Origin of the sequence: Megasphaera coli (genome assembly GCF_900095855.1) — a bacterium.
GTDB lineage: Bacteria > Bacillota > Negativicutes > Veillonellales > Megasphaeraceae > Megasphaera > Megasphaera massiliensis_A.
In genome coordinates, this window is sequence record NZ_FMIY01000002.1 from 704595 (window position 1) to 726811 (window position 22217).

The window sequence follows — 22217 nt, forward strand, 5'->3', positions numbered from 1 at the left end:
TCATAGTTCGACTGCCATTCCCCGGAGTCGTTATTTTTTTCGTGCCCCGTACTCCCTCGGTACGGCACATGAACGCTATATTTATATACGGCAATTTCTATTTCTTAATCCGTTTGGCACCGACGTAGCGGGAACGCCAATATTCGCTGTTCAGGCTGTCCACGTGAATGCCGCTGCTCGACGTGGCACTGATGAACTGGTTATTGCCGACATAAATCCCCGTATGCGATATGCCCGATTCATAGGTCGTAAAAAAGACCAGATCGCCGGGAATGAGATCCCGCTTGGAGACGGACGCTCCCAGACGGTACTGCTCGTCGGCCATGCGCGGCAAAGTAACGCCGCTGTGGGCGAAGACGTACCTGGTAAAACCCGAGCAGTCAAAACCGCTCGGCGTGTTGCCGCCGAATACATAGGGAACGCCAAGGTACTGATAAGCCTGCGAAACGACCTTATTACCGAAGACGTTGTGCTTGATATCGTCTTTGCCGGCCTTGCCTTTGCCGTAATCCTGGATAGTAACGGCTTTTTTCTTGTTTTTTCCGCCGGAAACCGCCTTTTTCTCCGCTTTCGGCATAGTCTTTCCGGTCAAAAGTTTATAGGTCTTCGCATCAACGTTACCGCTGATATCAAGGCCCTTGTCGGCCTGAAAACGTCCGACGGCGCGGCTTGTCTCGCTGCCGTAAATGCCGTCGGCGGAAATTTTATAGCCCCGCTTGACGAGCTGCTTTTGAATCAACAGCACGTCCGCTCCCTGCGAACCGACGGAATAGGCACCGACGGGTAAAACCGCAAGTGCGGCAACGGCGCATGCAATAACGGTTTTAGAAATCGCTCTCCACATAAAAACTCCTCTCCGCCTCCGAGGTTAACTGACGGGTTAGGCTTGAAGGCAGCCCGCCGCGGAGCGGCTTCACCCCAAAAACATGGTTCCCCCGTACCTGTCAGACAGGATTCGGCACTACATCTTTACCATGGAGCATCGTCGTCACGATGATGTCCCAGTTCGGCCTTTATCCAATATAAGGGCCGTCCCTTTACTTCTTCAAATATTCTGCCTATATATTCTCCGATAATACCGAGAAATGTAAGCTGCAGGCCGCCGACAAGGCAAACGACAATCATTGTTGTCGTCCAGCCCGGCGTAGTGCGGCCGGTCAAATCACAATACAGAACGTGAACAATCATGAGAATACTGAGGAGTCCGCTCAGTAAACCCGTATAAAAGGATATGCGCAAGGGCACTTTGGAATAGGCCATAATGCCGTCCAAGGCAAAACTCAGCATCTTGTGCAGGGAAAACTTCGATTCCCCCGCATAACGCTTGGGCGCTACGAATTCGACGGTCGTCTGCCTGTAGCCTATATCGGCGATAAGACCGCGAATAAACCGGTCATGTTCGCGAAAGAGCTTGAACGTCTTGAGGACGCGCTTGTCAAGAAGGCGAAAATCGGAGCCGCCCGGCCTGATATGGACAGGTGAGATGACGTTCAAAACAGTATAATACAATTTTGACGTAAGCCGTTTAAAAACCCCCGCATCATCCGTCGCCAGCCGAATGGTCTGCACGACGTCATAGCCTTCGCGCCACCGCTGCAGAAGATCGGGAATCATTTCCGGCGGATGCTGCAGGTCACCGTCCATCGTAATAACGGCATCGCCTGCGGCGTGGTCCATACCGCACGTAAGGGCCGACTGATGGCCGAAGTTCCTCGCGAAAATGAGGGCGCGGACACGCTCGTCGCGCTGTGTCAACCTGCTGAGAACGAGAGGCGTGGCATCTCGCGATCCGTCATCGACAAAAATGATTTCATAATCATAGTCGAGATCCGCCATGGCCGTCGTCACTTCTTCATAAAACTTTTCAATATTCAAATGCTCGTTATACACGGGTGCAACGATAGAGACCGTCTTTTTCGCCTGATTTTCTAAAAAGGTCATTTTTAATTATACCATTCACATAAAATCACTGTCAAAACAAGGTGCATGCCCAATCGGCACGTCATATTGCGCCAAACGGTTTTATTATTATACCACTTTGCGTGAAAACACGCCAATTACGGTCAATCTGACCAACCGGAATCCCGTCAATCAGTAAATTCGCAAAATAACATCCGGAAAAATCCGCCTACAGGAAGTTATTCTAAGAAGTCTGTATACCGGAAGTTCCCCTGAGAAGGGGGCTTGTCGGAAGGATGATTTTATGCATACCAACACGACTTGAAACTATGCGCATTTAACCTTAGCGGATCAAACCACCATTGAGCAATTCTTGCAAGAAGGTCTTTGTTTTGCTCACATTGCTGCCAAACTCCACAAAGATCCATCCACTGTTTCCCTCTCACCAAAGAATCGTTCTATGAAATGGCTGCACTTGTTACACAAGGCTTGGAAAAAAGGCAACATCTGTACCAAATTCATTGTGCAGACACATCAGCTGTCCCATCATGTATGGATACGGTCATCGGTCGAATCGGCGGCAAAGCACTGCTTACCCTAACCTTTACGCGCTATAATTTCATGATAGGCAATTATATTACCAGATAAATCGGCAACTTCCGTTTCTACTGCCATTCTTACGTTGAAAAACTGACTGCTGCGTTCGGGCACTACGTTTGGACACTATGTCCCGGTCCTTCTGACCGATAACGGCAGTGAGTTTTCTTACGTTCACGTCCCGTAACAAGGACCGGACCGGCAACAAGAATCGCACGTATTTTTCTGCCACCCCGGGCGCCCTGATGAAAAAACGCATGTCGAGAAGATGTATGCATTAGAAATATCTGCCCGAAAGGAACTTCGTTCGTTTACGCAAGATGCGGTAAATGAAATCGTTTCCCATATCAACTCAACTACCCGCAAATCGCTTCACGGAAAGGCCCCCGTATGAGATGTTTTCGTTTCTGTATGGGGAAGAGGCGACTCATCTTTCTCCATAGCAGACAAGCAGTTCCTTCTCATACAAACATCATAGTAATCGGAACTTACCGTAAGAAATTCCTGCTTACGGTCTGTCTGCTATGCCCAAAAACGGAAATTTCTCACGTGCGTATGCCATTTTTCAGCTCATTTCCCACGCTTACTTCCGGTAACAGCCGCAATAAGACTAACTTCCGGTTTACCTAGAACTTACTTACAGCTAAAAAAACTCTCTGCGCCTGCATAATCGCAAACACAGAGAGTTTTTCCCGTATTAAACTATATAAGCCCTCTTTCGCAGAGACTGACGTAAATGCCGTCGCCGATGATGATATGGTCGAGGACGGGTATTTCCATAATGCGCCCGGCCTCGGCGATGTAGCGGGTTACGGCAATATCGTCGCGCGACGGTTCCGGATCACCTGACGGATGATTGTGCGCCAGAACGATAGCCGCCGCATTATATTGCAGAGCGTAGCGAAAGACTTCGCGTGCCTTGGCAAGACTGGCATTAATCGTACCGACCGTCAGTTCCCGAACGGCAATAAGCTTGTTTTTGGACGACAGGTAAATGGCCGAAAAACGCTCCTGCTTAAGACAGCGCATGTCTTCCATGACATAGGCCGCAATCGTTTCGGGCCTGCTGAAATCGGGCGCATTCTTTTTGACGCGCTGCCGCGCTATGCGTCGTCCCAGCTCAACGGCCGCACAAATAGTGACGGCTTTATCCCGACCGATACCGCGGTGGGCGCAAAGACCGGCGATGTCCGTCTCACCGAGGTAGTAAACATTTTCTTCCGGCAGGGACTGTAAGATGCGGCGCGACACGTCCAAGGCGGACGCGCCCTTCGTGCCCGTACGCAATAAAATGGCCAGTAAATCCTGATCCGTCACGGCCTGCGGACCGACGTGCAGGAATTTTTCCCGCGGCTTTTCGCACGTCGACATTTCTTTTACGATTGTCGTCATAGGCGTATACCCGCTTTATGCATGAGCATGCAAAGGGCACACAAGGGAAGACCTACGACATTTGTGTAATCGCCGACAATTTTCTCGACGAAAACGGCACCCCTGCCTTGGATGCCGTAAGAGCCCGCCTTATCCATGGGTTCACCGGTCGCCACGTAAGCCGCAATTTCCGCTTCCTCAAGGGGGCGGAAAAAGACGCTCGTCTTCTCTACATGGCTGTATACGCTTTCGCCACACTGCAGAGCAATACCCGTATATACGTCATGACCCTTGCCGGAAAGATTCCGCAACATTTGTACCGCTTCGGCCTCGCTGCCCGGCTTTCCTAAAATCTTCCCGTTCGCCGCCACAATCGTATCGGCACCGACCACCCACGCATGAGGATACAGGGCGGCAACGGAGGCAGCCTTGCCGACTGCCTGTGTATGTACAAACTTCTCGGGATTATCACGTCCCGGCACATCTTCGTCATACGTTCCGGGGCATACAGTAAAGTCCGCGCCTATTTGCTGCAGGAGTTCCCTGCGGCGCGGCGAGCTTGATGCCAGAATAAGCATAGACATGAGACCTCCTATAGGCGTCTATAAATGAATAAGGCAATCAAGATACCGATAATACTGAGAAGATTCGGGGCAAAATGAATACCGAAACTCAGTTGCATCACGTATAAGTTTAATTGTACATTCTGAATATTAAAAATTTCGTAGTGTTTAATGAGCGTCGGCATAATACTGCCTATATTTAAGCCGGACAAGGCGTCACCGACAATGCCGCCTAAAATACCGCCGGCGACAAGCAGTAAAACGAGAAATAAAACGCCTTTGCTTCCTACCGCTTTCATACTTCGTCCCCCTGTATAACGTCAACTCTTTTTCTGCAGCTTCGCCCACGTATCGCGCAGACCGACGATACGGTTTACGACGAGTACATCCGCCGTCGAATCTTCGTCGATAATAAAGTAGCCCCGGCGGAGAAACTGGAATCGGTCGCCTGCCTTAAAAGCTGCCAAACCCGCTTCGCCCTTACCTTCGGTCACGATTAGGCTGTCCGGATTTATTTGACTGAGGAAGTCGCCGTCATCTCCTTCACTGTCCATGCGCAGGAGCGAATCATAGAGGCGGCATTCCATATTGACGGCATCCTTCGCGTTTACCCAGTGAAGAGTCCCCTTTACTTTGCGGTCCGCATTGACGCCGCTGCCGCTCTTGCTTTCCAAGTCACAGGAGCAGTGAAGTTCTTTAATTTCGCCGTTTTCGTCTTTTATCACTTCATCACACTTAATGATATACGCGTACTTCAGGCGTACTTCCTTGCCCGGCGCAAGGCGGAAGAACTTCTTCACCGGTTCTTCCATAAAGTCTCCCCGTTCGATGTACAATTCATTGCTGAAGGTCATGCCGCGCCTGCCCATAGCTTCGTTTTCCTGATTATTGTCAGCCTGAAGAACTTCCGTCCTGTCGGCCGGATAGTTCGTCAAAACGACCTTAATCGGATCGATGACGGTCATGTAGCGCGGCGCTTTTAATTTCAAATCTTCGCGAATGCACGCTTCCAGGAAGGCCGGTTCCACCGTGCTGTCCGCCTTGGCTACGCCGATGCGCTCACAAAAATCGCGAATCGCTTCAGGCGTATAACCGCGGCGCCGTATACCTGCAATAGTGGGCATGCGCGGATCGTCCCAACCGCTGACCAGTCCCTTTTCCACGAGAAGCCGTAACTTCCGCTTGCTCATGACCATGTGGGCCACGTTGAGACGGGCAAACTCGATCTGCTGCGGCTTCTGTCCTTCCGGATCCTCCCATTCGGCAACGACCCAATTGTACAGAGGCCGGTGATCTTCAAACTCCAGTGTGCAGATGGAGTGCGTAATCCGTTCGATTGCGTCTTCCAACGGATGAGCATAGTCATAGACCGGATAAATGCACCACTTGTCACCCGTACGGTGATGGGATGCGTGTACGATGCGATATAAAACGGGGTCACGCATATTGATATTCGGACTGGCCATGTCGATTTTTGCGCGCAGCACTTTTTTGCCGTCTGCATATTTGCCGTCCTTCATTTCTTCAAAGAGATTCAAATTTTCTTCTACGGATCGATTGCGATAGGGACTTTCTTTACCGGGTTCATTGAAAGTGCCTCTGTATTCACGAATTTCGTCACCCGTCAAATCATCCACATAGGCCAGCCCCTTGCGGATGAGTTTCAAAGCGTGTTCATAAAAAATGTCGAAGTAGTCGGAAGCGAAATAGAGGCGTTCTTCCCAGGAAAATCCGAGCCAGGCGACGTCACGCTTAATGGACTCCACGTATTCCACGTCTTCCCTGGACGGGTTCGTGTCGTCAAAACGCAGGTTTGTGAGGCCCTTGTATTTTTTGCCGATGCCGAAGTTCAAACAAATGGACTTGGCATGCCCCAAGTGCAGATAACCGTTCGGCTCGGGCGGAAAACGTGTATGAACGCGGTTACCGTAGGTCCCGGCTTCATTATCCTTATCAATAATGGTTTCAATAAAATTTCTCGTATTTTCCTGATCCATAATGTAGGCAAACTCCCTCTCATCAAATATTGCTTAAATTGTAACATAAACGCCCGCCACCTACCAGTAATACAACAATTTATAACCTTGACCCGCCATTTCTATGATATAATTTAGACATCATACATTTCGGGAGTGAATATACATGGAAATAAAAAAGCTTATTACCTTTGAAGATGCGGGCTTTGAGCAGTGGGGCGTCATTTCCGAAGACGGCAAGAGCGTATACGGCGCCATTGCCCTGGAAGAAGCGTTCTTTACACCCCTGCCGGAAAAGCTCGTCGAATTTATTGCCCAAGGAAGCGAAGGGCTTTTAGCCTTGGCGGACAGCTTGGAACAAAATGAAAAGACCGGCGCCGTCGCGGCCCGCCCCTTGGATACGCTGCACATTCTTACGCCGCTGCGCGGTATGAGCCGCAATATATTCTGCGTCGGCAAAAATTACGGCGACCACATTGTGGAATTTGACAAAGTCACGACACCGGACTTGCCGCAGTACCCTATTTTCTTTACCAAGGCCGCAACCTCCGTCATCGGCCCGAATGATATGATCGACAGTCATCCGGATGTAACGGCACAGCTTGATTACGAAGGTGAGCTGGCGGTCATTCTCGGCAAGACGGGTGCGGATATTCCGGAAAGCGAAGCCATGGACTATGTCTACGGCTATACGATTCTTAACGACGTAACGGCCCGCGACTTACAGCGCAACCATGTACAATGGTTCCACGGCAAAAGCCTCGACACGTTCTGCCCTATCGGTCCGTCCATCCTCCTGCGTGATGCCGCTCCTCCCTCATTCGACGTGGTGACCAAGATAAACGGCGAAGTGCGACAGGACGGTTCGACAGGAGAGTTTATCTTCTCCATTCCCCGCCTTATTGCGGAGCTCTCCAAAGGAACTACTCTCCTTTGCGGCGATATTATCGCCACGGGAACACCGGCAGGCGTAGGCGTCGGCTTTAATCCGCCGAAATTTCTGAAAAAAGGAGATGTTGTGGAAATCACGATTTCCCACATCGGTACCTTAACCAATACGGTAAAATAGCCATCTGCCTGCATAGCAGACGGCTTTCTTCCAACTATATCAAAATGAACGAAAAGTTCTGTCACACGTATGCTCATTATGTCGAACGTACTGACAGGTGATAATCATACATAAAAATCGGGCAACGGTATTAGGCCGCTTGCCCGATTTTCGTAACAGTTATTAAAGGTTAGAACTTTTATTCCTGTGTTTCTTCCTGAACTTGAACGCCCTTTTGCAGCAAACTGTGACGATAGCCGTAGACGCCGTAAAGGACGGCGCCCAAAACGGACCAGCCTACAAAGAGCTCCAATGTATGTGGCGATAAATGAGCGAATACAAAAGCACAGAAGACGAAGCCCAGCGGTGCAATAAGATATACTGCAGGGCAACGGAAACCGCGCTTAATATTCGGGTAGAGTTTACGTAATACGAGAATGCCTACGCACGAGCAGAGGAAGGCAAAAATCGTGCCGGCGCTGCATGCTTCCGCAACGACCTGGATAGGCGTAAAGCCCGAAACGAAAGCAACGATAATGCCGACAATAATTTGTACGCGGTACGGCGTTTTATACTTTTCGTGAACCTTGTACAGTCCCTGCGGCAGAAGGCCGTCGCGGCTCATGGAATAGAGGGCACGGCTCTGTGCAAAAAGCATATTCAGGACAACCGTGGATAAACCGCAGAGAGCGCCTGTACCGACCAAGGCCGAACCGGCACGCATGCCTATGTATTCGAGAACATACGAGGCGGGCGCTGCCGTATTGAGTTCTTCATAAGGAACTACCCCCGTCATGGTGGCACAAACGGCAATATACAAAATCGTACAAATCGTTAACGCCGAAATAATGCCGATAGGCATATCACGGGTAGGATTCTTCGTTTCTTCCGCAGCCGTCGATAAAGCGTCAAAGCCGAGGTATGCAAAGAAGAGTACCGCCGTCCCTGCCGTCACGCCTTCCCAGCCGAAGGGAAGGAAAGGTTCCCAGTTCGACGGTTCAATGTGAGGGCCGGCGAAGAAGAGGAAGACAAAAATCGTGACAATTTTTACAACGACGAGTATCTTATTGACCCTGGCTCCTTCGCGAACACCGATAATAAGACAAAGTGTCGCAAGAAGCACTATGATAAAGGCAGGCAAATTGATGATACCGCCGTCGGCCGGCACGGCCGTCAAAGCCTTCGGCAAATCAATGCCGCATGAATGAAGGAGGCCGACGAAGTACGCCGACCAGCCGCCGGCAACGGCACTGGCGCCGACGGAGTATTCCAAAATAAGGCTCCAGCCTACCCACCAGCCGAAAAATTCACCGAGAGACGCGTATGCGTACGTATAAGAACTGCCTGAAACGGGCAGGAACGTGGCCAATTCGGAATAAGCCATACATACGAAAGCACACGTAACGGCCGCCAGAACAAAGGATAACATCAGACCGGGACCGGCATACTTTGCCGCGCCGATACCGGTGAGTACGAATATGCCCGTACCGATGATAATACCCAGACCCATTAACGTAATATCAAAAGCCCCGAGAGCTCTGTCCAATTTTTTATCCTGTGCATTACGCATGAGATCTTCATACGGCTTCCGTCGCAGAATATCCACAAGAATCACTCCTTTATTATTTCGTATCGGATGACGAAATTCTCCTCCCGGAACGCAAAGATATTGCGATTTCTCAGTAAAATTTCGTACTTATGCGGCCGTTTTAGAATTGACCGCCGCCTTCCATGCAAGGCCGATGACAAAACCGACAACGGCAAAGCAGAGCCAGCTCATACCCAGGGAATGGAGAGGCACGGTCATACTGAAGAACGTATCAACGGCACCCAAGGGAATTTTGGCCGTCTGCAGACCCGTAACAAAGGCGGGAATAAGCGTCAGGCCGATAGTCCAGGCATATACACATTGCCGTCCGCCGAAGAGCTTGTGCAGGAAGGTCAAAATAACGAGAGCCACGACGATAGGATAAATAAACATCAATACGGGAATAGCGGCGGTGATGATTGTCTTCAAGCCGAACATTGCGACGGCAAAAGAAATGACGGAGAAAATAGCTGCATACGTCTTGTAGCCGAAGCCGCCCAAAATCTGCTGGAAGTACGTTGCGCAAGACGTAATAAGGCCGATACTCGTCGACAGGCAGGCAAGCAGCACGATAACCGCCAAAAGCATGGCCCCCGCTTCACCGAAGAGAATCTTTGCACACAAGGAAAGGACGGGAGCGCCCGTTTCCTGCATACCGATAGCCGTTACGCTGTCCGCACCGATTTTAGCAATAAAAATATATACGAAAGCCAAACAGGAAACGGCAACAACACCGGATTTGAATACGTCGAACGTGATTTCGCTCGGTGTGGAAGCACCCGCTTCAACGACAAATTCAACGACAAGAATGGCAAATACGAGAGAAGCGATGGCGTCCATCGTATTATAACCGTCGAGAAAGCCCTGTACGGCAGCCAAGGTAGCCGTACCGTATTCCGGCGTCGCACTCAAGGGATCCCCTAAGGGCGAAATGAACGACTTGACGATCAGGGCCAAAATGGCAATCAGAAGACAAGGCGTCAAAATTTTGCCGATACGGTCAACCAGTTTGGACGGCGATGCCGAAAGCCAATAGGAAATGATGAAGAAGATAACGAGGAATATAGTCATATTCATGTCGGTACCGCCGTTTTCCAAAAAGGGACGGACTGCGATTTCATAAGATACGCTGCCCGTACGGGGAGTTGCAAAGAACGGTCCGATTGTTAAATATGATAACACCGTAAAGAAAAGACCGAATTTGGGATGGACGCGGCCGGCCAATTCTTCCAAATTCTTACACCCGGAATAACCGATAGCCAATACGCCTGCCAAGGGCAGCCCTACACCTGTAACGATGAAGCCCAGGACAGACCACCATACGTTGACCCCTGCATGCTGCCCCATGGCCGCCGGGAAGATAAGATTCCCTGCGCCGAAAAAAAGCGCGAACAGCATAAGACCGACTGCAATAAATCGTTTTCCGTTTTTCTGATTCTCATTCATTTTCGATCACACTCCGTTCTAAAAAATTTATGCCGCCCTTTCGCCGTTTCCGCAAAGGCGCGGCATATTTACAAAGCATCTCTTATAAACTATTACTTTTCCGCAAGCAGATGCTTTAACTTTGATGATATTGTATCATAATAGTATTTTTAAATCATCACTTTTCTCCTGTTTTTTTTAATATATCCGTTTTTAATCTAATAAACGTTTAACCTTTGCGTTTTTCTCACTAATGATATAGTTATGTATCTCTTTTATTACGGTTTCATTATCTCTTTCATTTTTTACGGCAAGGCGCATAAATTGAGCGTTTAAGCCTTCATACATATGACAGGGCCGGACCAATATGCCCCTTTCACGCAAATAGGCGACGCAGTCCGTGCCGCTGCCGAATGAGGGCTTTATTTTTACAAGCAAAAAATTAACGGTCCCGCCGAAGACCGTAAGACCTGTCAGAGAACGCAGTTTCTCAGCCATAGCGTACGGTTCTTTTTTTATAAAGGCCAAGGTCTTTTCACGATAGGCCTCATCTTTTAATGCCGCCGCGCCTGCATACTGCGCCAAGGTATTGACATTCCAACAATCCTTATGCGCTTCAAGTTGTTTGCAGACGTTTTTATGCGTAACACCGAACCCGAGGCGCAGTCCCGGCAAGGCGTAAAATTTCGTAAGTGAACGCAAAACGAAGAGCCCCTCATTGCGGGATGCCAAGTCCATTACCGAATAGAGAGCCTCATCTTCACGAAAATCAAGAAAAGACTCATCCACGACAAACTGAACGTCTCGCGCCGCTCCCGCTTTCAAGCAGCGTTCCAGAGTTTCGCGACCGATTAAGTTGCCTGTCGGATTATTGGGATTGCACAATACAATACAGGCTTTTGCGGGACAGCTATCTATGACGGCTTCCCAATCGGCCGCAAAATCGTCTTCTTCTTTCAAGCGGACATGGTGAATGACCGAACCGGCCGCGCAGGCGGCTTTTTCATACTCACTGAACGTCGGCACGGGCAAGATAACCGTCTTCGGCTTTTTCGCATGAAAATAGACATATAAAAGTTCGGCCGCGCCGTTACCGGCAACAACGGCATCCGCATCTATACCGTAACGGGCGGTAACGGCAGCCTTAAAGGCCTTCGCTTTCGGGTCGGGATAATGGACAATATCGTCTATGTGCTCCGTCACGGCACGACGAACCGATTCGGAAATGCCGAAGGGATTTATATTGGCACTCATGTCGAGCCACTTTCCCTTTGTTCCGTCCGCATTATAGACGTTGCCGCCGTGGACGAATTCTTTCATCTCATTCCCTCCGTTCAATCGTATAGCCGCCTGAAGAAAATCTGTATGTTCCTACGTAGCGCAGGCTCGGCAAGGTTCGGCTCACGGCCGCAACAAAATCCCTGCCGGCGGCAGACGCCGCCTTTTCGGGCAGCAGCATGTTGAGAAGTGTTCCCGTATGGGCCGTGCCGACGCCGACGGCACCGCAGTTTTCGGCCAGGCGGATAAATTCAATAAGCTCCGGCTTGTAAAGGACTTTTTGATTCAGCAAGGCGCTTCCCGTCGCCGCCCTGCCCCAAACACGGGAATCCGTCGGCCTGCGAAGCAGCGCTTCATAAAATTCACTTACGTCGGTATTTTGACCGGAACCGCTTTTGCGGCCATAAAAAGCCAGTGTATCAACAATACCGCCCCTGTCAAAGCAAAGAACGGCAAGAGGCGGTACATGCGTGAATGTATGTATAATTTCGCCGCTGAGCCTGTTCATAACGGCAAGACCCGTACAAAAGACGGGATTTGTCGGCTCAACGGTCAAGGCAATTGCGCAAATCTCCCGCTCCGACAGGGTCACGCCGAACGCTGCGGCGACGGCGACGATGAGAGCGCCCACGTCGGCACTGCTTGACGACATCCCCTTCCCCTGCGGCACGGTTGACAAGAGTTTGATATCGTAAGGAAACCGCTTTTCACCCAAATAAGCGAGCGTCGCAGCAACGGCACGACGCGATTTTTCCTGAAGGCCCGTCTCCTCATAGACGCCGTCCGAGACGACAGCCTGCACGCAGAGGTTAATCGGGCAGGTCACAATGGCGGATATCGTTTCTATATTTCCCTGTAATATCTCACCGCACCCTGCCGGTACGGTAACGGTCATTTCCATACTTACTCCCAATAGCGGCACAAGGCCGCCACAATAACGGCGCCTATACTTGCCGTGTACATGAGCTGCACGGCACGAAGAATCGTCTTTTCCGTAAGATCCCGCAAGGGATCACCCATGTAAGCGCGAAAAGACATTTTGCCGAAGTACGAGTTATAGCCGCCTAAACGCACGCCCAAGGCCCCGGCTGCGGCCGCTTCGGCCCAACCGCCGTTCGGGCTGGGATGCTTGTGCGCATCACGCCGTATGATACGCACGGCATTACGGTAATCAAAGTGCCGAAGAAAAGCCGCCCCTACGAGAAGAATCGCCGTAATGCGGGCGGGAATAAAGTTGCATACATCGTCCAGGCGCGCCGCAAAACGGCCGTAATAGAAATACCTGCCGTTTTTATAGCCCATCATCGAGTCAAGCGTATTGACGGCCTTATAGACGGCCGCCAAGGGCAGGCCGCCGAGAGCATAAAAAAAAAGGGGCGAAACGATGCCGTCCGTCGTATTTTCCGCCACTGTTTCCACGACGGCCCGGCAAATTTCGGAAACGTCCAAATTTTCCGTATCTCTGCCGACGATATACCCTACTTTTTTACGGGCCTCCGCCAAATTGCCGTTTACGATTTCCCGTCTGACGGCAAGGGCCGCGGCAGCAAGACTGCGCGGGCAAATGAGAAAAGCGAGGATAACGCCCTTGACAATATAAACACCGTAAAGCGGCAAGGTCATATGAAGAAGCATTACCATACTCCGCATCAGAGCAAAGGTGAGGGCCGTTACGGCGACGGCAATACCCGCACCGGCAATCAGATAATAGGCCGGCGATTTTCCCGGTTTATAGAAAAACTTATCCGCCGCTCCGATGAAGCGTCCCAAGAGGGAAACAGGATGGTATTTTGTCTGCGGATCACCCAGGATGCAGTCCGTAATAAATGCGATAAACGTCGTGATCATGAGCTCTGTTCACCTAATACCGCATAGACCGCATCCATGTCGAGGCTTGCTTCGGTCAGGTCGGCCAATCTGTCGTAACACTCGTCCTTTTTTTGTCTATAGTTTCCGCGGTTTGTAAGAGGCGCTAACCCCTTATGCCGGCGAAGGGCATTTAAAAAGGCATTGCGAAACTCGTCGTTATCAAAAAGGCCGTGTACGTACGTGCCGAATATCATTGCGTTTACAGATGCGGCGCCGACAATTTCATTACAGGGCCTTCCCTTCCGCTCCGTCAGCTCAAATACGAGCATGACGTCGTCAGTAAACGTTGTTTGTCCCATATGAATTTCGTAGCCGAGCATACGGGTAACCGTGATTTTTTGCCCGAATACGTCAAGGCCGTTACATGCACAGCACACTTGTGCCGTCAATTTTGTGCCGGTAAAGACCGTTTCCATAGGTAATAAACCCATGCCCTGCACGAGTTCACGGTCGGACTCGACGCGGTGCGGATCGGCAAGGCTCCGCCCGAGCATTTGATAACCGCCGCATATACCGACAATGGGAATGCCGCGGCGCTGCACACTTTTGACGGCCTCTTCCAAACCGGACCGGCGCAAATAAAGGAGGTCTTCCGTCGTATTTTTGCTGCCCGGTAATATAAGAACGTCCGCTTCAGCCAGAGCCGCCGCATCTTTAACGTAATAGAGGCTTACGTCTCTTTCAGATGCAAGGGCGTCAAAATCGGTAAAGTTTGATATCCTCGGCGTCAAAAGGACACCTATTTTTATATCCGCCTCTTCCGGCCGCAGCGGTTTTTCCGCAAGAGACACGGAGTCTTCCTCATCGATGCCGAGGTCGTCTATATAAGGCATGACACCGATAACAGGCTTACCCGTCTTTTCTTCCAAAAAGGTGACGGCCGGTTCAAAAAGATGCGGATCGCCGCGAAATTTGTTGATAATAAGGCCTTTCACCAAATCCCGCTCTTCCGGTTCCAGGAGTTCCAGTGTGCCGACGAGGGCAGCTAAAGAGCCGCCGCGGTCAATGTCCGCAACGAGAAAAACGGGAGCGTTCAGATATTTGGCAACGCGCATATTGACGATGTCCGTGTCCTTCAGGTTAACTTCAGCCGGGCTGCCGGCCCCTTCAAGGACGATGAGTTCATATTCTTCATCAAGGCGCTGCAAAGCTTCTTTGACGGCCTCAAAGGCTTTTACGGAATATGACAGGTGATATTCACTTGCCGACATGGTGCCGACGGGAACGCCCCTGATAATAACTTGTGAACGGCTGTTGCCGACGGGCTTGAGGAGAACCGGATTCATGTCCGTTTCCGGCACGAGCATGGCCGCTTCGGCTTGGGCAACCTGCGCTCTGCCCATTTCCCCGCCATCCGGCGTAACAAAGGAGTTGAGCGCCATGTTCTGCGCTTTAAAAGGGACGACTTTGCACCCTTTGCGCGCAAAAGTCCGGCAAAAGGCGGCGGTTAAAATGCTTTTGCCCACATGGGAGCTCGTACCTTGGAACATAATGTATTTCGCCATGGTTTTCCCCTTCCCTTCGCCAATGCATAAGAGATTTATTCCGATTTTACGTAAATACTGGGTACACCGCCCACGTCGGCACAGCGCGTGCGGCAGTTTCCGTTACTGCAGAGCCAGTAGTCGCCGTAGAGTCCTTTGCGTTTTATAAAACGGCCTGTCCTGCAGCGCGGGCAGGTATATTCCGATACCTCCCGCGATGCCGATTCAACCGCTTCCGTGTGCCTGCACTCGGGATAACCCGTACAGCCGTAGAATTCTCCGAATTTACCGTTTCGTTTGATCATCATTTTGCCGCAGTCGGGACAACGTTTCCCTGCCGCTTTGTCGGCAGCCGCGACGGAGGCTGCAGCCGCTCTCCCGATGAGGCGCTTCAAAAACTCTATTTGGTCCGCCAGAAAAGACTGCAGATCATCCTTGCCGAGACTCATCTGATGAAGCCGCTCTTCCCAGATTGCCGTTTCGTCGGGATAAGAAAGCTCGTCAGGTAAAGAGTCTATGAGTACATAGGCCGAATCGGCCGGCACGAGATATTTCTTTTTGCCCTCTTCGAGGAGAAATTTACGCGCAATAAGCTCGTTAATGATCGTCGCCCGCGTCGCTTCCGTACCGATACCCTGCACTTCCTTCAGCTTTTTCTTCAAACCGTCGTCCTTGACATACTTGTATATTTCTTTCATCGCCGCCAAAAGGGTCGACGCCGTAAAGCGCGGCGGCGGTTTTGTCTCTTTTTCGTCAATAAGGCCGGCTCTATACGTCACGGCCATTCCCTTGCGCAGAGCCAGCAGCTCTCCTTTTTCTTCTTCCCTGTCGTCCGCCTTGTCGCGTCCGTAAAGACTTTTCCAGCCCGGCACGGTAACGGTCTTTCCGTAAGCAATAAAATTTTCCTCCGCCGCGCGAACGGTAATGCGCTGACTGTCATATTCATGAACATCGTAAAACTGAGCTATATATGCGAGCGCAATAAGAAAATATATATTGCGTTGTATCTCCGACAGTTTATCGTACGGGCATATGACGGTTGTCGGAATAATGGCGTGATGAGCCGTGATTTTACTGTCATTCCAGGCCCGGCTTTTCACGGTGCAGTCGGCTTCCCCGGCCCAATTCGCCAACGAATCGCCGGCAAGTCCGCTCAAGTTCTCCAAAATTTTCGCCGCGTCACGACGCTGATTGAGGGGCAAATATTCACAGTCCGAACGGGGATAAGTCGTCAATTTCCGTTCATAGAGCTGTTGTGCCGTATCCAGTACCTGCTGCGGACTGTAACCGTATTTTTTCCCCGCCTCCACTTGCAGGGATGACAGGGAATGCGGCAAACGCTGCGGTTCCTTCTTATGTATGACACGACGTTCCGTTACGAGGCCGTCGGGCTTGCCTTCCAATTTGCGCAGAATTTCTTCGGCAACATCCTTGTCTACGCAGCGGTTTTCCGCGTCAATACCGCCCTGTGTATCCTGCGGCTGCCACTGCGCACGCAGACAGCCGTCACCGTAATCAAAATCCGCCTTGACAAGGTAGTAGGTGACGGGCCTGAAATTATCCAGCTCCCTCTGCCGCCTTACGACAAGTGCCAAGGTCGGCGTCTTGACACGGCCGACGGGAAATACGCCCTTGTGCCCCTGTCGCCTCGCAGCCAACGTATAGGCACGGGACAAGTTCATGCCCATAAGCCAGTCGGCACGGCTTCTCGCCAAGGCGGAGTCTTTTAAGGGCCGAAAATCTTTATTATCGCGCAAATCCGCCAAAGACTCATGAATGCTTTTTTCGTCGAGCGCATTGAGGAGAATCCGCTCGACGGGCTTCGTCGTACCTACGTAATCGAGAATTTCGTCGATGAGGAGCTGCCCCTCCCTGTCCGGGTCACCTGCGTTGACGATGGAATCCGCTTCGTCGATGAGACTGCGAATAATTTCAAATTGCTCCCTTGCCGCCGATGAAACGAGAAGCTGCCACTTTTCGGGAATAATGGGCAGGTCCTGGGCACGCCATTTCTTAAAGGCCGCATCGTATACTTCCGGCTCGGCCTGCTGCAGAACGTGGCCGTACGCCCACGTAACGATACCGCCGCCCGTATAAATACAGCCGTTTCCCCGCCGCTGCGGACCGGGGAGGCACTTGGCCAGCTCCCGGGCCATGCTCGGTTTTTCGGCTATGAATACCTTCATACTTACCACACTTTCATCAGAAAAAAACGCTGTTTCTGTCCTTTGCCATTTCCGCCGCCGCCTTAATAACTCTTGCAAAAGAGGGCGGGATCCAGTCTTTTTGTAAATACAGGCCCAAATACCGTCCCAAAATAACGCCTTTATTACTGTACATCCAGGCAAAATAATACAGCTCCAGTTCCGCCGTATTGCGAGGGTTGACGTTGCATAAAAGGCGCGGTTTGTAATCGTGATAATCCAGATCCAATTTGCGGCACACTTTTTTCAGCATATCCGAAGTCACGCGGGAATGTTCTCCGCCGACCATATCGAAAATACGGTTCAGCTCCCGTTTTTTGCCGCAAGACAGCATCGTCTTGACCAAATCCATTTCAAAGCAGATTTCTTCCGTAAAATAAGTGTTTTCTTCGCCGCGGCGAAGCCTTTTGACGTCCGCATCATAGAGAGAAACGGTCGGGATTTTAAAGTACTGCAGCAACTTTCTGATCTTATCGATTGAGCTTTCGCCTCTCGCATTGATCAACGTAATGCCGTAATAATCAAAAGGAATCCCCATAGTTTTGCCGAAGAGGCCGAAGCACCCGTACTCCGTCTCCCCTTCGACGATAATCACGCTGCGTGAATATAAAGCCGCCTTTACTTCCGGAAAATGCATGATCAAATGTTTTTCTATTTCTCCGTTAAAATAAGCGACAGCACCGCAGGCAGCACAAACCTCATCTTTTCCGTTCCTGTAAAAGCGGATGATATTGCGATAGTCATCCACCAGCGAATCCGTCGAATGCGTAACGACTATCAACTGCCCGCGCAGGCCGTCGAGATCGAACAGCTTTTTCAAAATGTGAGAAAATGCGGGTTCCTCATTCCGCAGCAAGCGCTTGATATAATCCAAAACGGCGCGCTGCATATAGGGATGCAAATGGATCTCCGGCTCGTCGAAAGAAATAATAAGAGGTAAGAGCCGGCGTCCCTGCCCATCTACGATAACGGTCTGTTCAGTCCGTACATTCTGCCGATTCATCATATGGTAGATACGGCTGAGCAAATGCAGTGCGACAAGAGAAATGAATTTCACATTATCGGCCCGCGCTCTGTCCTGTCGCCCCAGCAGCTTTGATAAAAGCAAAATATTGATATAGTATGAGGAATCATAAACGCTTATCTGCTCTTCATGCTCGATAAACGCCTTAGCCGCTCCTATAATAGCCGGTTTATTTTCTCCTAAAACGGCGTACAGCTCTTCTTCCAGGGAACGATAGACATATGTCGGAACGGTATCATGTTCGGGATATAAAGCGGAATGACCGATATAGCGTACATGCCGTACTAAATGGAGCGGCAGCTCCGCGCCGCTCTCATCATCGAATAACCGAGGGTAAATATCCTCTATGTGCTGCTCCAGTCTGACGCGTATATACGAGCTGCGATCATCCGGCGTATCTTCATAAAATTCCTTTTCATTATTGAGCAGATTTATATCCAGCGTAATAATAACAGGCAATAAAGGATTGCGAAAATCCTTTTCATCCACTCCCGCACCGCTGCTGACGGAGCCGAGAAGATGCAGAAAGCCGCTCTTGCCTATATTATTCTCACCGACAAGATAATTGGCCACATGGTGGAATTTTATTTCAATATCACTGAAACTTCGGTAATTCCGGATCCTCATATAACGGATATACAAAATTAATCACCTGCTTATCGCACGTTCACACGGGCTGAACCGATTTCCCCGTCCTTATCATAACATGTTCCTTCATCTAAGCGTATCCCGTTTCTCCGCCAATGCTTCTTTATAGGTGAGAAAGCGTACGGAGATCGGCAAATCTCGAAGCAATTCCCGCACTTCCGCCGCCGTATCGGCAGTAGTCCGTAAAAAAGCAATTCCCCGTTTGCCGTCAAGGGCAGTCAGTACGCCTATATGATCAACGCCCTCCACAATCCTGTTGACAAAAGTCATCTGCGACGGCTCTATCTGAAAATAAACGTATTCTTCATATAACATGCAAGCCTCACAGTTTCCGCCGCATCATACCGCCCGCTTCAAGAGCGGCGTCCGTCTTCATATAGACGAGCTGCCGCGGATGACGGGCTGCATCCAGCTCATTGCCTTCCGCATCGGCAAGTGCCGTAACAACCGTTTTGACGAGCGGAAGACGGGGCAGGAGGAATTCCACTTCCTCTCCGACTTTAAAATAGTTGCGCTGCTCTATACAGACGGTCTTCGTCTTTTCGTCATAAGACTTGATGAAACCGATAAAATCATAGGTTTGTGTATTGCTCGACTTGCCGTATACCTGATCGTCCGCCGTGGGCTTGCCGAAATAAAAACCCGTTGTATAAGGACGATGGGAAATCTTTTCCAGTTCTTCCGTCCATTGCGGCCTGACCGTAAAATGTTCCGGATCCGCTTCATATGAATTCATCGCCTCACGGTAAACCTTGATGACCGTCGCCACGTAATGAAGGCTCTTCATGCGCCCTTCCACTTTGAGACTGGCAAAGCCGGCCCTATAGAGCTCCGGCAGATACGGCAAGAGACAGAGGTCTTTGGAATTAAATATATATGTCCCCCGTTCGTCTTCCATTACGGGAAAATACTCGCCCGGCCGCTTCTCTTCGACGAGATTGTATTTAAAACGGCAGCATTGAACACATTCACCGTGATTGGAGTCGCGCTCTTTTGTAAAATAATTGCTCAAAAGACATCGGCCCGAATAGGAAATGCACATGGCGCCATGGACGAATCCTTCCAAGTCGACATCCGTCTTGGCACTGATTTCACGCACATCTGAAAGAGGCACTTCCCGCGCCAACACAACCCGTTCGGCGCCGCAGTCCTGCCAGAATTTGACGGCCGACCAATTTGTCGTATTGGCCTGCGTCGAAATATGAACGGGAAGGGCCGGTGCCACTTCGCGGCAAAGGCGGAATATGCCGGGGTCCGCAATAAGGACGGCATCGGCATGAATTTTTTCCAAATAACGCAAGTAATCGGGAAGCTCCTCAAAGTCCCTGTCCGACGGGAAAATATTAACAGTCACATATATCTTTTTCCCCTGTATATGGGCATAGTCTATGGCCTCTTTCAGCTCGTCCGGCGAAAAATTATCACTGAAGGCCCGCAGGCTGAAGGACGTGCCGCCCAGGTAAGCCGCATCCGCACCGTAGAGAAAGGCGAGCTTTAATTTTTCCATATTGCCTGCAGGCGCAAGTAATTCCATTTTTTTCATATCCAATCCTTCCGGCGGGAAACGGTCATTCCGTCCCCGTTTTCAAACACGACGGTTTCAAAAAGCGCCTTATTGCCAACGAGTTCCAAAAACTCGCGCAGCCGCCTTACGGCCGTGCGGTGTTTATGAGGAAGCTCACCGTCCATATACATCATATCGTGATAACGCACATTGTCGGCGGCGATGACGGCACGCGCTGCCAAATGCGGCATGAGCAGCTTAAGCTGCCGTCCGTACTGCCCCTTCGGACCGTCGAGAAAGACGAAATCCCAAGGACCGCTCAAATCTTTGATTATCTCCGTCGCATCGCCTTGAAGAAGCGTAATTTTTTCGATATAAGGCGAACGGCCGAGAAACGATTTTGCCCGCTCATAACGCGCCTCATCCAGCTCAATTGTCGTCAACGAGGCTTCGCCCTGCAAACACTCCAAGATGAGAAGTGCAGAGTAACCGATGCACGTCCCTATTTCCAAAATCCGCTGCGGCCGGGTTCGCCGTATAAGGTGCTGTAAAAGACTGACCTCTTCCGTGCGCAAAACGGGCAGCCCGTGAGCTGCCCCGTATGCTTTCATTTCTTCGCTTAACTTCGTCATGGTATATACCGGTGAACGTTGTTCATATGGTCTTCATAAGTCATAGCAAAATAATTATGACCTTCCTTATCGGCAACGAAATAAAAATAACTCGTCTCCGGCGCGTTCAGAACGGCTTCCATGCTCTTCAAACCGGGATTGCCGATAGGTCCCGGCGGCAGTCCCTCGTGGAGATACGTGTTGTACGGCGAATCGTAAGTGATTTCGTCGAGGTTGTACGCGTACTTATGTGAACCCATAGCATAGGAAACGCTTGCGTCCGACTGAAGCTTCATATCCCGTTTTAAACGGTTCAGGAAAACCGATGCGATAAGCGCCCTGTCGTCATCATACTTCGCTTCCTTTTCCACGAGGGACGCGATGGTGGTAAATTGGTAAATCGAATAACCCGTGGCAGCAATTTGTTTTTTCATAACGTCCGTCAAATGATTGTCGTAGTTCTTAAGCATCATGCGTACCAAGTCATCTGCCGCCCCGCCATAATGGGGAAAATACGTATCCGGAAAGAGAAAGCCTTCCGTAATATACGTAGTCTTTCTATTTCCTTTCATATAAGGATAGAGAAGATCCGCCTTATTTGCAGCAGCCAGAAATTCTTCTTCCGTCACGTTCGTGTTCGCCGCGACGACTTTCGCGATTTGCCTCACCGTATAGCCTTCGGGAATGACCAGGCGATAAGCCTCGGACTGACCGCTCGTCAGCTTGGCAATGACGGCATGCAGGCTCATGTCGGACTGAATCGTATATTCGCCGCGCTTCAAGTCGCCAGCCTGACCGGTCAGGAGCAGGGCAGCGCGGAAAAGCCCCGTACTCTCAATAAGTCCCGCCTCGGAAAGCTCATCGGCGATTTCGGCACCCGACATGTCCGCTTTGACTTCTATATACGCCTCTTTTGAGGTCTTCCAAAAGGCCGGCATGTAATATACGAGGGCCGCGCAAAGGACAATGAACGCAACCGCAGCACTTATAAATACGGCAGGACCGAGTTTGCCGCGCCCGCCTCCTTCACTGCCGGAACCGGCCGCCTTCTCCGTGAGTTGACGTGCCTTCCCCTCTATGTGTACAATCGTCTTATTATCCATAAACGGTATTATACATGAAAAACCT

19 protein-coding genes, 1 pseudogene and 1 riboswitch are annotated in these 22217 nt (G+C 50.6%); of the genes and pseudogenes, 2 read left to right on the top strand and 18 right to left on the bottom strand.

The genetic code is table 11. The features are described from left to right. Positions 1-97: 97 nt before the first annotated feature. Together BQ2674_RS03755 and BQ2674_RS03760 are read right to left on the bottom strand one after the other, a co-directional pair. Complete coding sequence (locus BQ2674_RS03755) at positions 98-844, bottom strand: C40 family peptidase (RefSeq protein ID WP_075572511.1); 747 nt, start codon at positions 842-844, stop codon at positions 98-100. After that, positions 843-971, bottom strand: a riboswitch (cyclic di-AMP (ydaO/yuaA leader). Its footprint overlaps the gene before it by 2 nt. Further along, entirely contained in the window at positions 970-1941 is a 972-nt protein-coding gene (locus BQ2674_RS03760) for a glycosyltransferase family 2 protein (RefSeq protein WP_075572512.1), read from the bottom strand. (Overlaps the previous riboswitch by 2 nt.) 298 nt (positions 1942-2239) lie before the next feature. Between BQ2674_RS03760 and BQ2674_RS08735 the strand changes: the two are divergent. Continuing rightward, positions 2240-2326, top strand: a pseudogene (locus BQ2674_RS08735) (hypothetical protein); the annotation flags it as partial. Positions 2327-3198: 872 nt separating this feature from the next. Here the strand turns inward: BQ2674_RS08735 and radC are convergent. Genes radC through BQ2674_RS03785 form a run of 4 tightly spaced genes read right to left on the bottom strand, consistent with a single transcriptional unit; the run spans position 3199 to position 6427 of the window. Continuing rightward, positions 3199-3888, bottom strand: a complete 690-nt coding sequence (radC, locus tag BQ2674_RS03770; protein WP_075572514.1) for a RadC family protein — start codon at positions 3886-3888, stop codon at positions 3199-3201. Beyond that, positions 3885-4451: a Maf family protein gene (locus tag BQ2674_RS03775; protein ID WP_235828807.1), complete on the bottom strand. Its 567-nt coding sequence runs from the start codon at positions 4449-4451 to the stop codon at positions 3885-3887. The genes radC and BQ2674_RS03775 overlap by 4 nt, the downstream gene beginning before the upstream one ends. Before the next feature lie 8 nt (positions 4452-4459). Next, complete coding sequence (locus BQ2674_RS03780; protein ID WP_075572516.1) at positions 4460-4729, bottom strand: DUF4321 domain-containing protein; 270 nt, start codon at positions 4727-4729, stop codon at positions 4460-4462. A gap of 21 nt (positions 4730-4750) precedes the next feature. Then, on the bottom strand, positions 4751-6427 hold the full coding sequence (locus BQ2674_RS03785) for a glutamine--tRNA ligase/YqeY domain fusion protein (protein WP_075572517.1): 1677 nt from the start codon (positions 6425-6427) through the stop codon (positions 4751-4753). 145 nt (positions 6428-6572) lie between these two features. Here BQ2674_RS03785 and BQ2674_RS03790 point away from each other — a divergent pair, with 145 nt between their 5' ends. Further along, on the top strand, positions 6573-7475 hold the full coding sequence (locus tag BQ2674_RS03790) for a fumarylacetoacetate hydrolase family protein (RefSeq protein ID WP_075572518.1): 903 nt from the start codon (positions 6573-6575) through the stop codon (positions 7473-7475). Positions 7476-7653: 178 nt separating this feature from the next. Here BQ2674_RS03790 and BQ2674_RS03795 read toward each other — a convergent pair whose 3' ends face one another. The 12 genes from BQ2674_RS03795 to mltG all read right to left on the bottom strand — a co-directional run bounded on the left by BQ2674_RS03795 (position 7654) and on the right by mltG (position 22192). Beyond that, positions 7654-9060, bottom strand: a complete 1407-nt coding sequence (locus BQ2674_RS03795) for an amino acid permease (protein ID WP_075572519.1) — start codon at positions 9058-9060, stop codon at positions 7654-7656. 90 nt (positions 9061-9150) lie between these two features. After that, on the bottom strand, positions 9151-10488 hold the full coding sequence (gene brnQ, locus BQ2674_RS03800; protein WP_075572520.1) for a branched-chain amino acid transport system II carrier protein: 1338 nt from the start codon (positions 10486-10488) through the stop codon (positions 9151-9153). Positions 10489-10680: 192 nt separating this feature from the next. Next, positions 10681-11787 (bottom strand): threonine-phosphate decarboxylase CobD, encoded by a 1107-nt coding sequence (gene cobD, locus BQ2674_RS03805; RefSeq protein ID WP_075572521.1) that lies wholly within the window; start codon positions 11785-11787, stop codon positions 10681-10683. 1 nt (position 11788) lies between these two features. Further along, complete coding sequence (locus tag BQ2674_RS03810) at positions 11789-12646, bottom strand: GHMP family kinase ATP-binding protein (RefSeq protein WP_075572522.1); 858 nt, start codon at positions 12644-12646, stop codon at positions 11789-11791. Between the two features lie 2 nt (positions 12647-12648). Further along, positions 12649-13593, bottom strand: a complete 945-nt coding sequence (gene cbiB / locus BQ2674_RS03815) for an adenosylcobinamide-phosphate synthase CbiB (protein ID WP_075572523.1) — start codon at positions 13591-13593, stop codon at positions 12649-12651. Then, a complete protein-coding gene (locus tag BQ2674_RS03820) occupies positions 13590-15119 on the bottom strand; it encodes a cobyric acid synthase (protein ID WP_075572524.1) in 1530 nt (509 codons plus the stop codon). The genes cbiB and BQ2674_RS03820 overlap by 4 nt, the downstream gene beginning before the upstream one ends. A gap of 35 nt (positions 15120-15154) precedes the next feature. Beyond that, complete coding sequence (locus BQ2674_RS03825; RefSeq protein ID WP_075572525.1) at positions 15155-17284, bottom strand: DNA topoisomerase 3; 2130 nt, start codon at positions 17282-17284, stop codon at positions 15155-15157. Between the two features lie 16 nt (positions 17285-17300). Beyond that, positions 17301-18953, bottom strand: coding sequence for an ATP-dependent nuclease (locus BQ2674_RS03830; protein WP_235828808.1), 1653 nt, complete (start codon positions 18951-18953; stop codon positions 17301-17303). Between the two features lie 87 nt (positions 18954-19040). Further along, positions 19041-19289, bottom strand: a complete 249-nt coding sequence (locus BQ2674_RS03835) for a DUF4911 domain-containing protein (RefSeq protein ID WP_075572527.1) — start codon at positions 19287-19289, stop codon at positions 19041-19043. Between the two features lie 7 nt (positions 19290-19296). Next, positions 19297-20517, bottom strand: coding sequence for a peptidase U32 family protein (locus tag BQ2674_RS03840; RefSeq protein WP_187364801.1), 1221 nt, complete (start codon positions 20515-20517; stop codon positions 19297-19299). After that, complete coding sequence (locus BQ2674_RS03845) at positions 20514-21110, bottom strand: O-methyltransferase (protein WP_075572528.1); 597 nt, start codon at positions 21108-21110, stop codon at positions 20514-20516. Before BQ2674_RS03845 ends, BQ2674_RS03840 begins: the two co-directional genes overlap by 4 nt. Continuing rightward, positions 21107-22192 (bottom strand): endolytic transglycosylase MltG, encoded by a 1086-nt coding sequence (gene mltG, locus BQ2674_RS03850; protein ID WP_083222300.1) that lies wholly within the window; start codon positions 22190-22192, stop codon positions 21107-21109. The genes BQ2674_RS03845 and mltG overlap by 4 nt, the downstream gene beginning before the upstream one ends. Between the last annotated feature and the right edge of the window lie 25 nt (positions 22193-22217).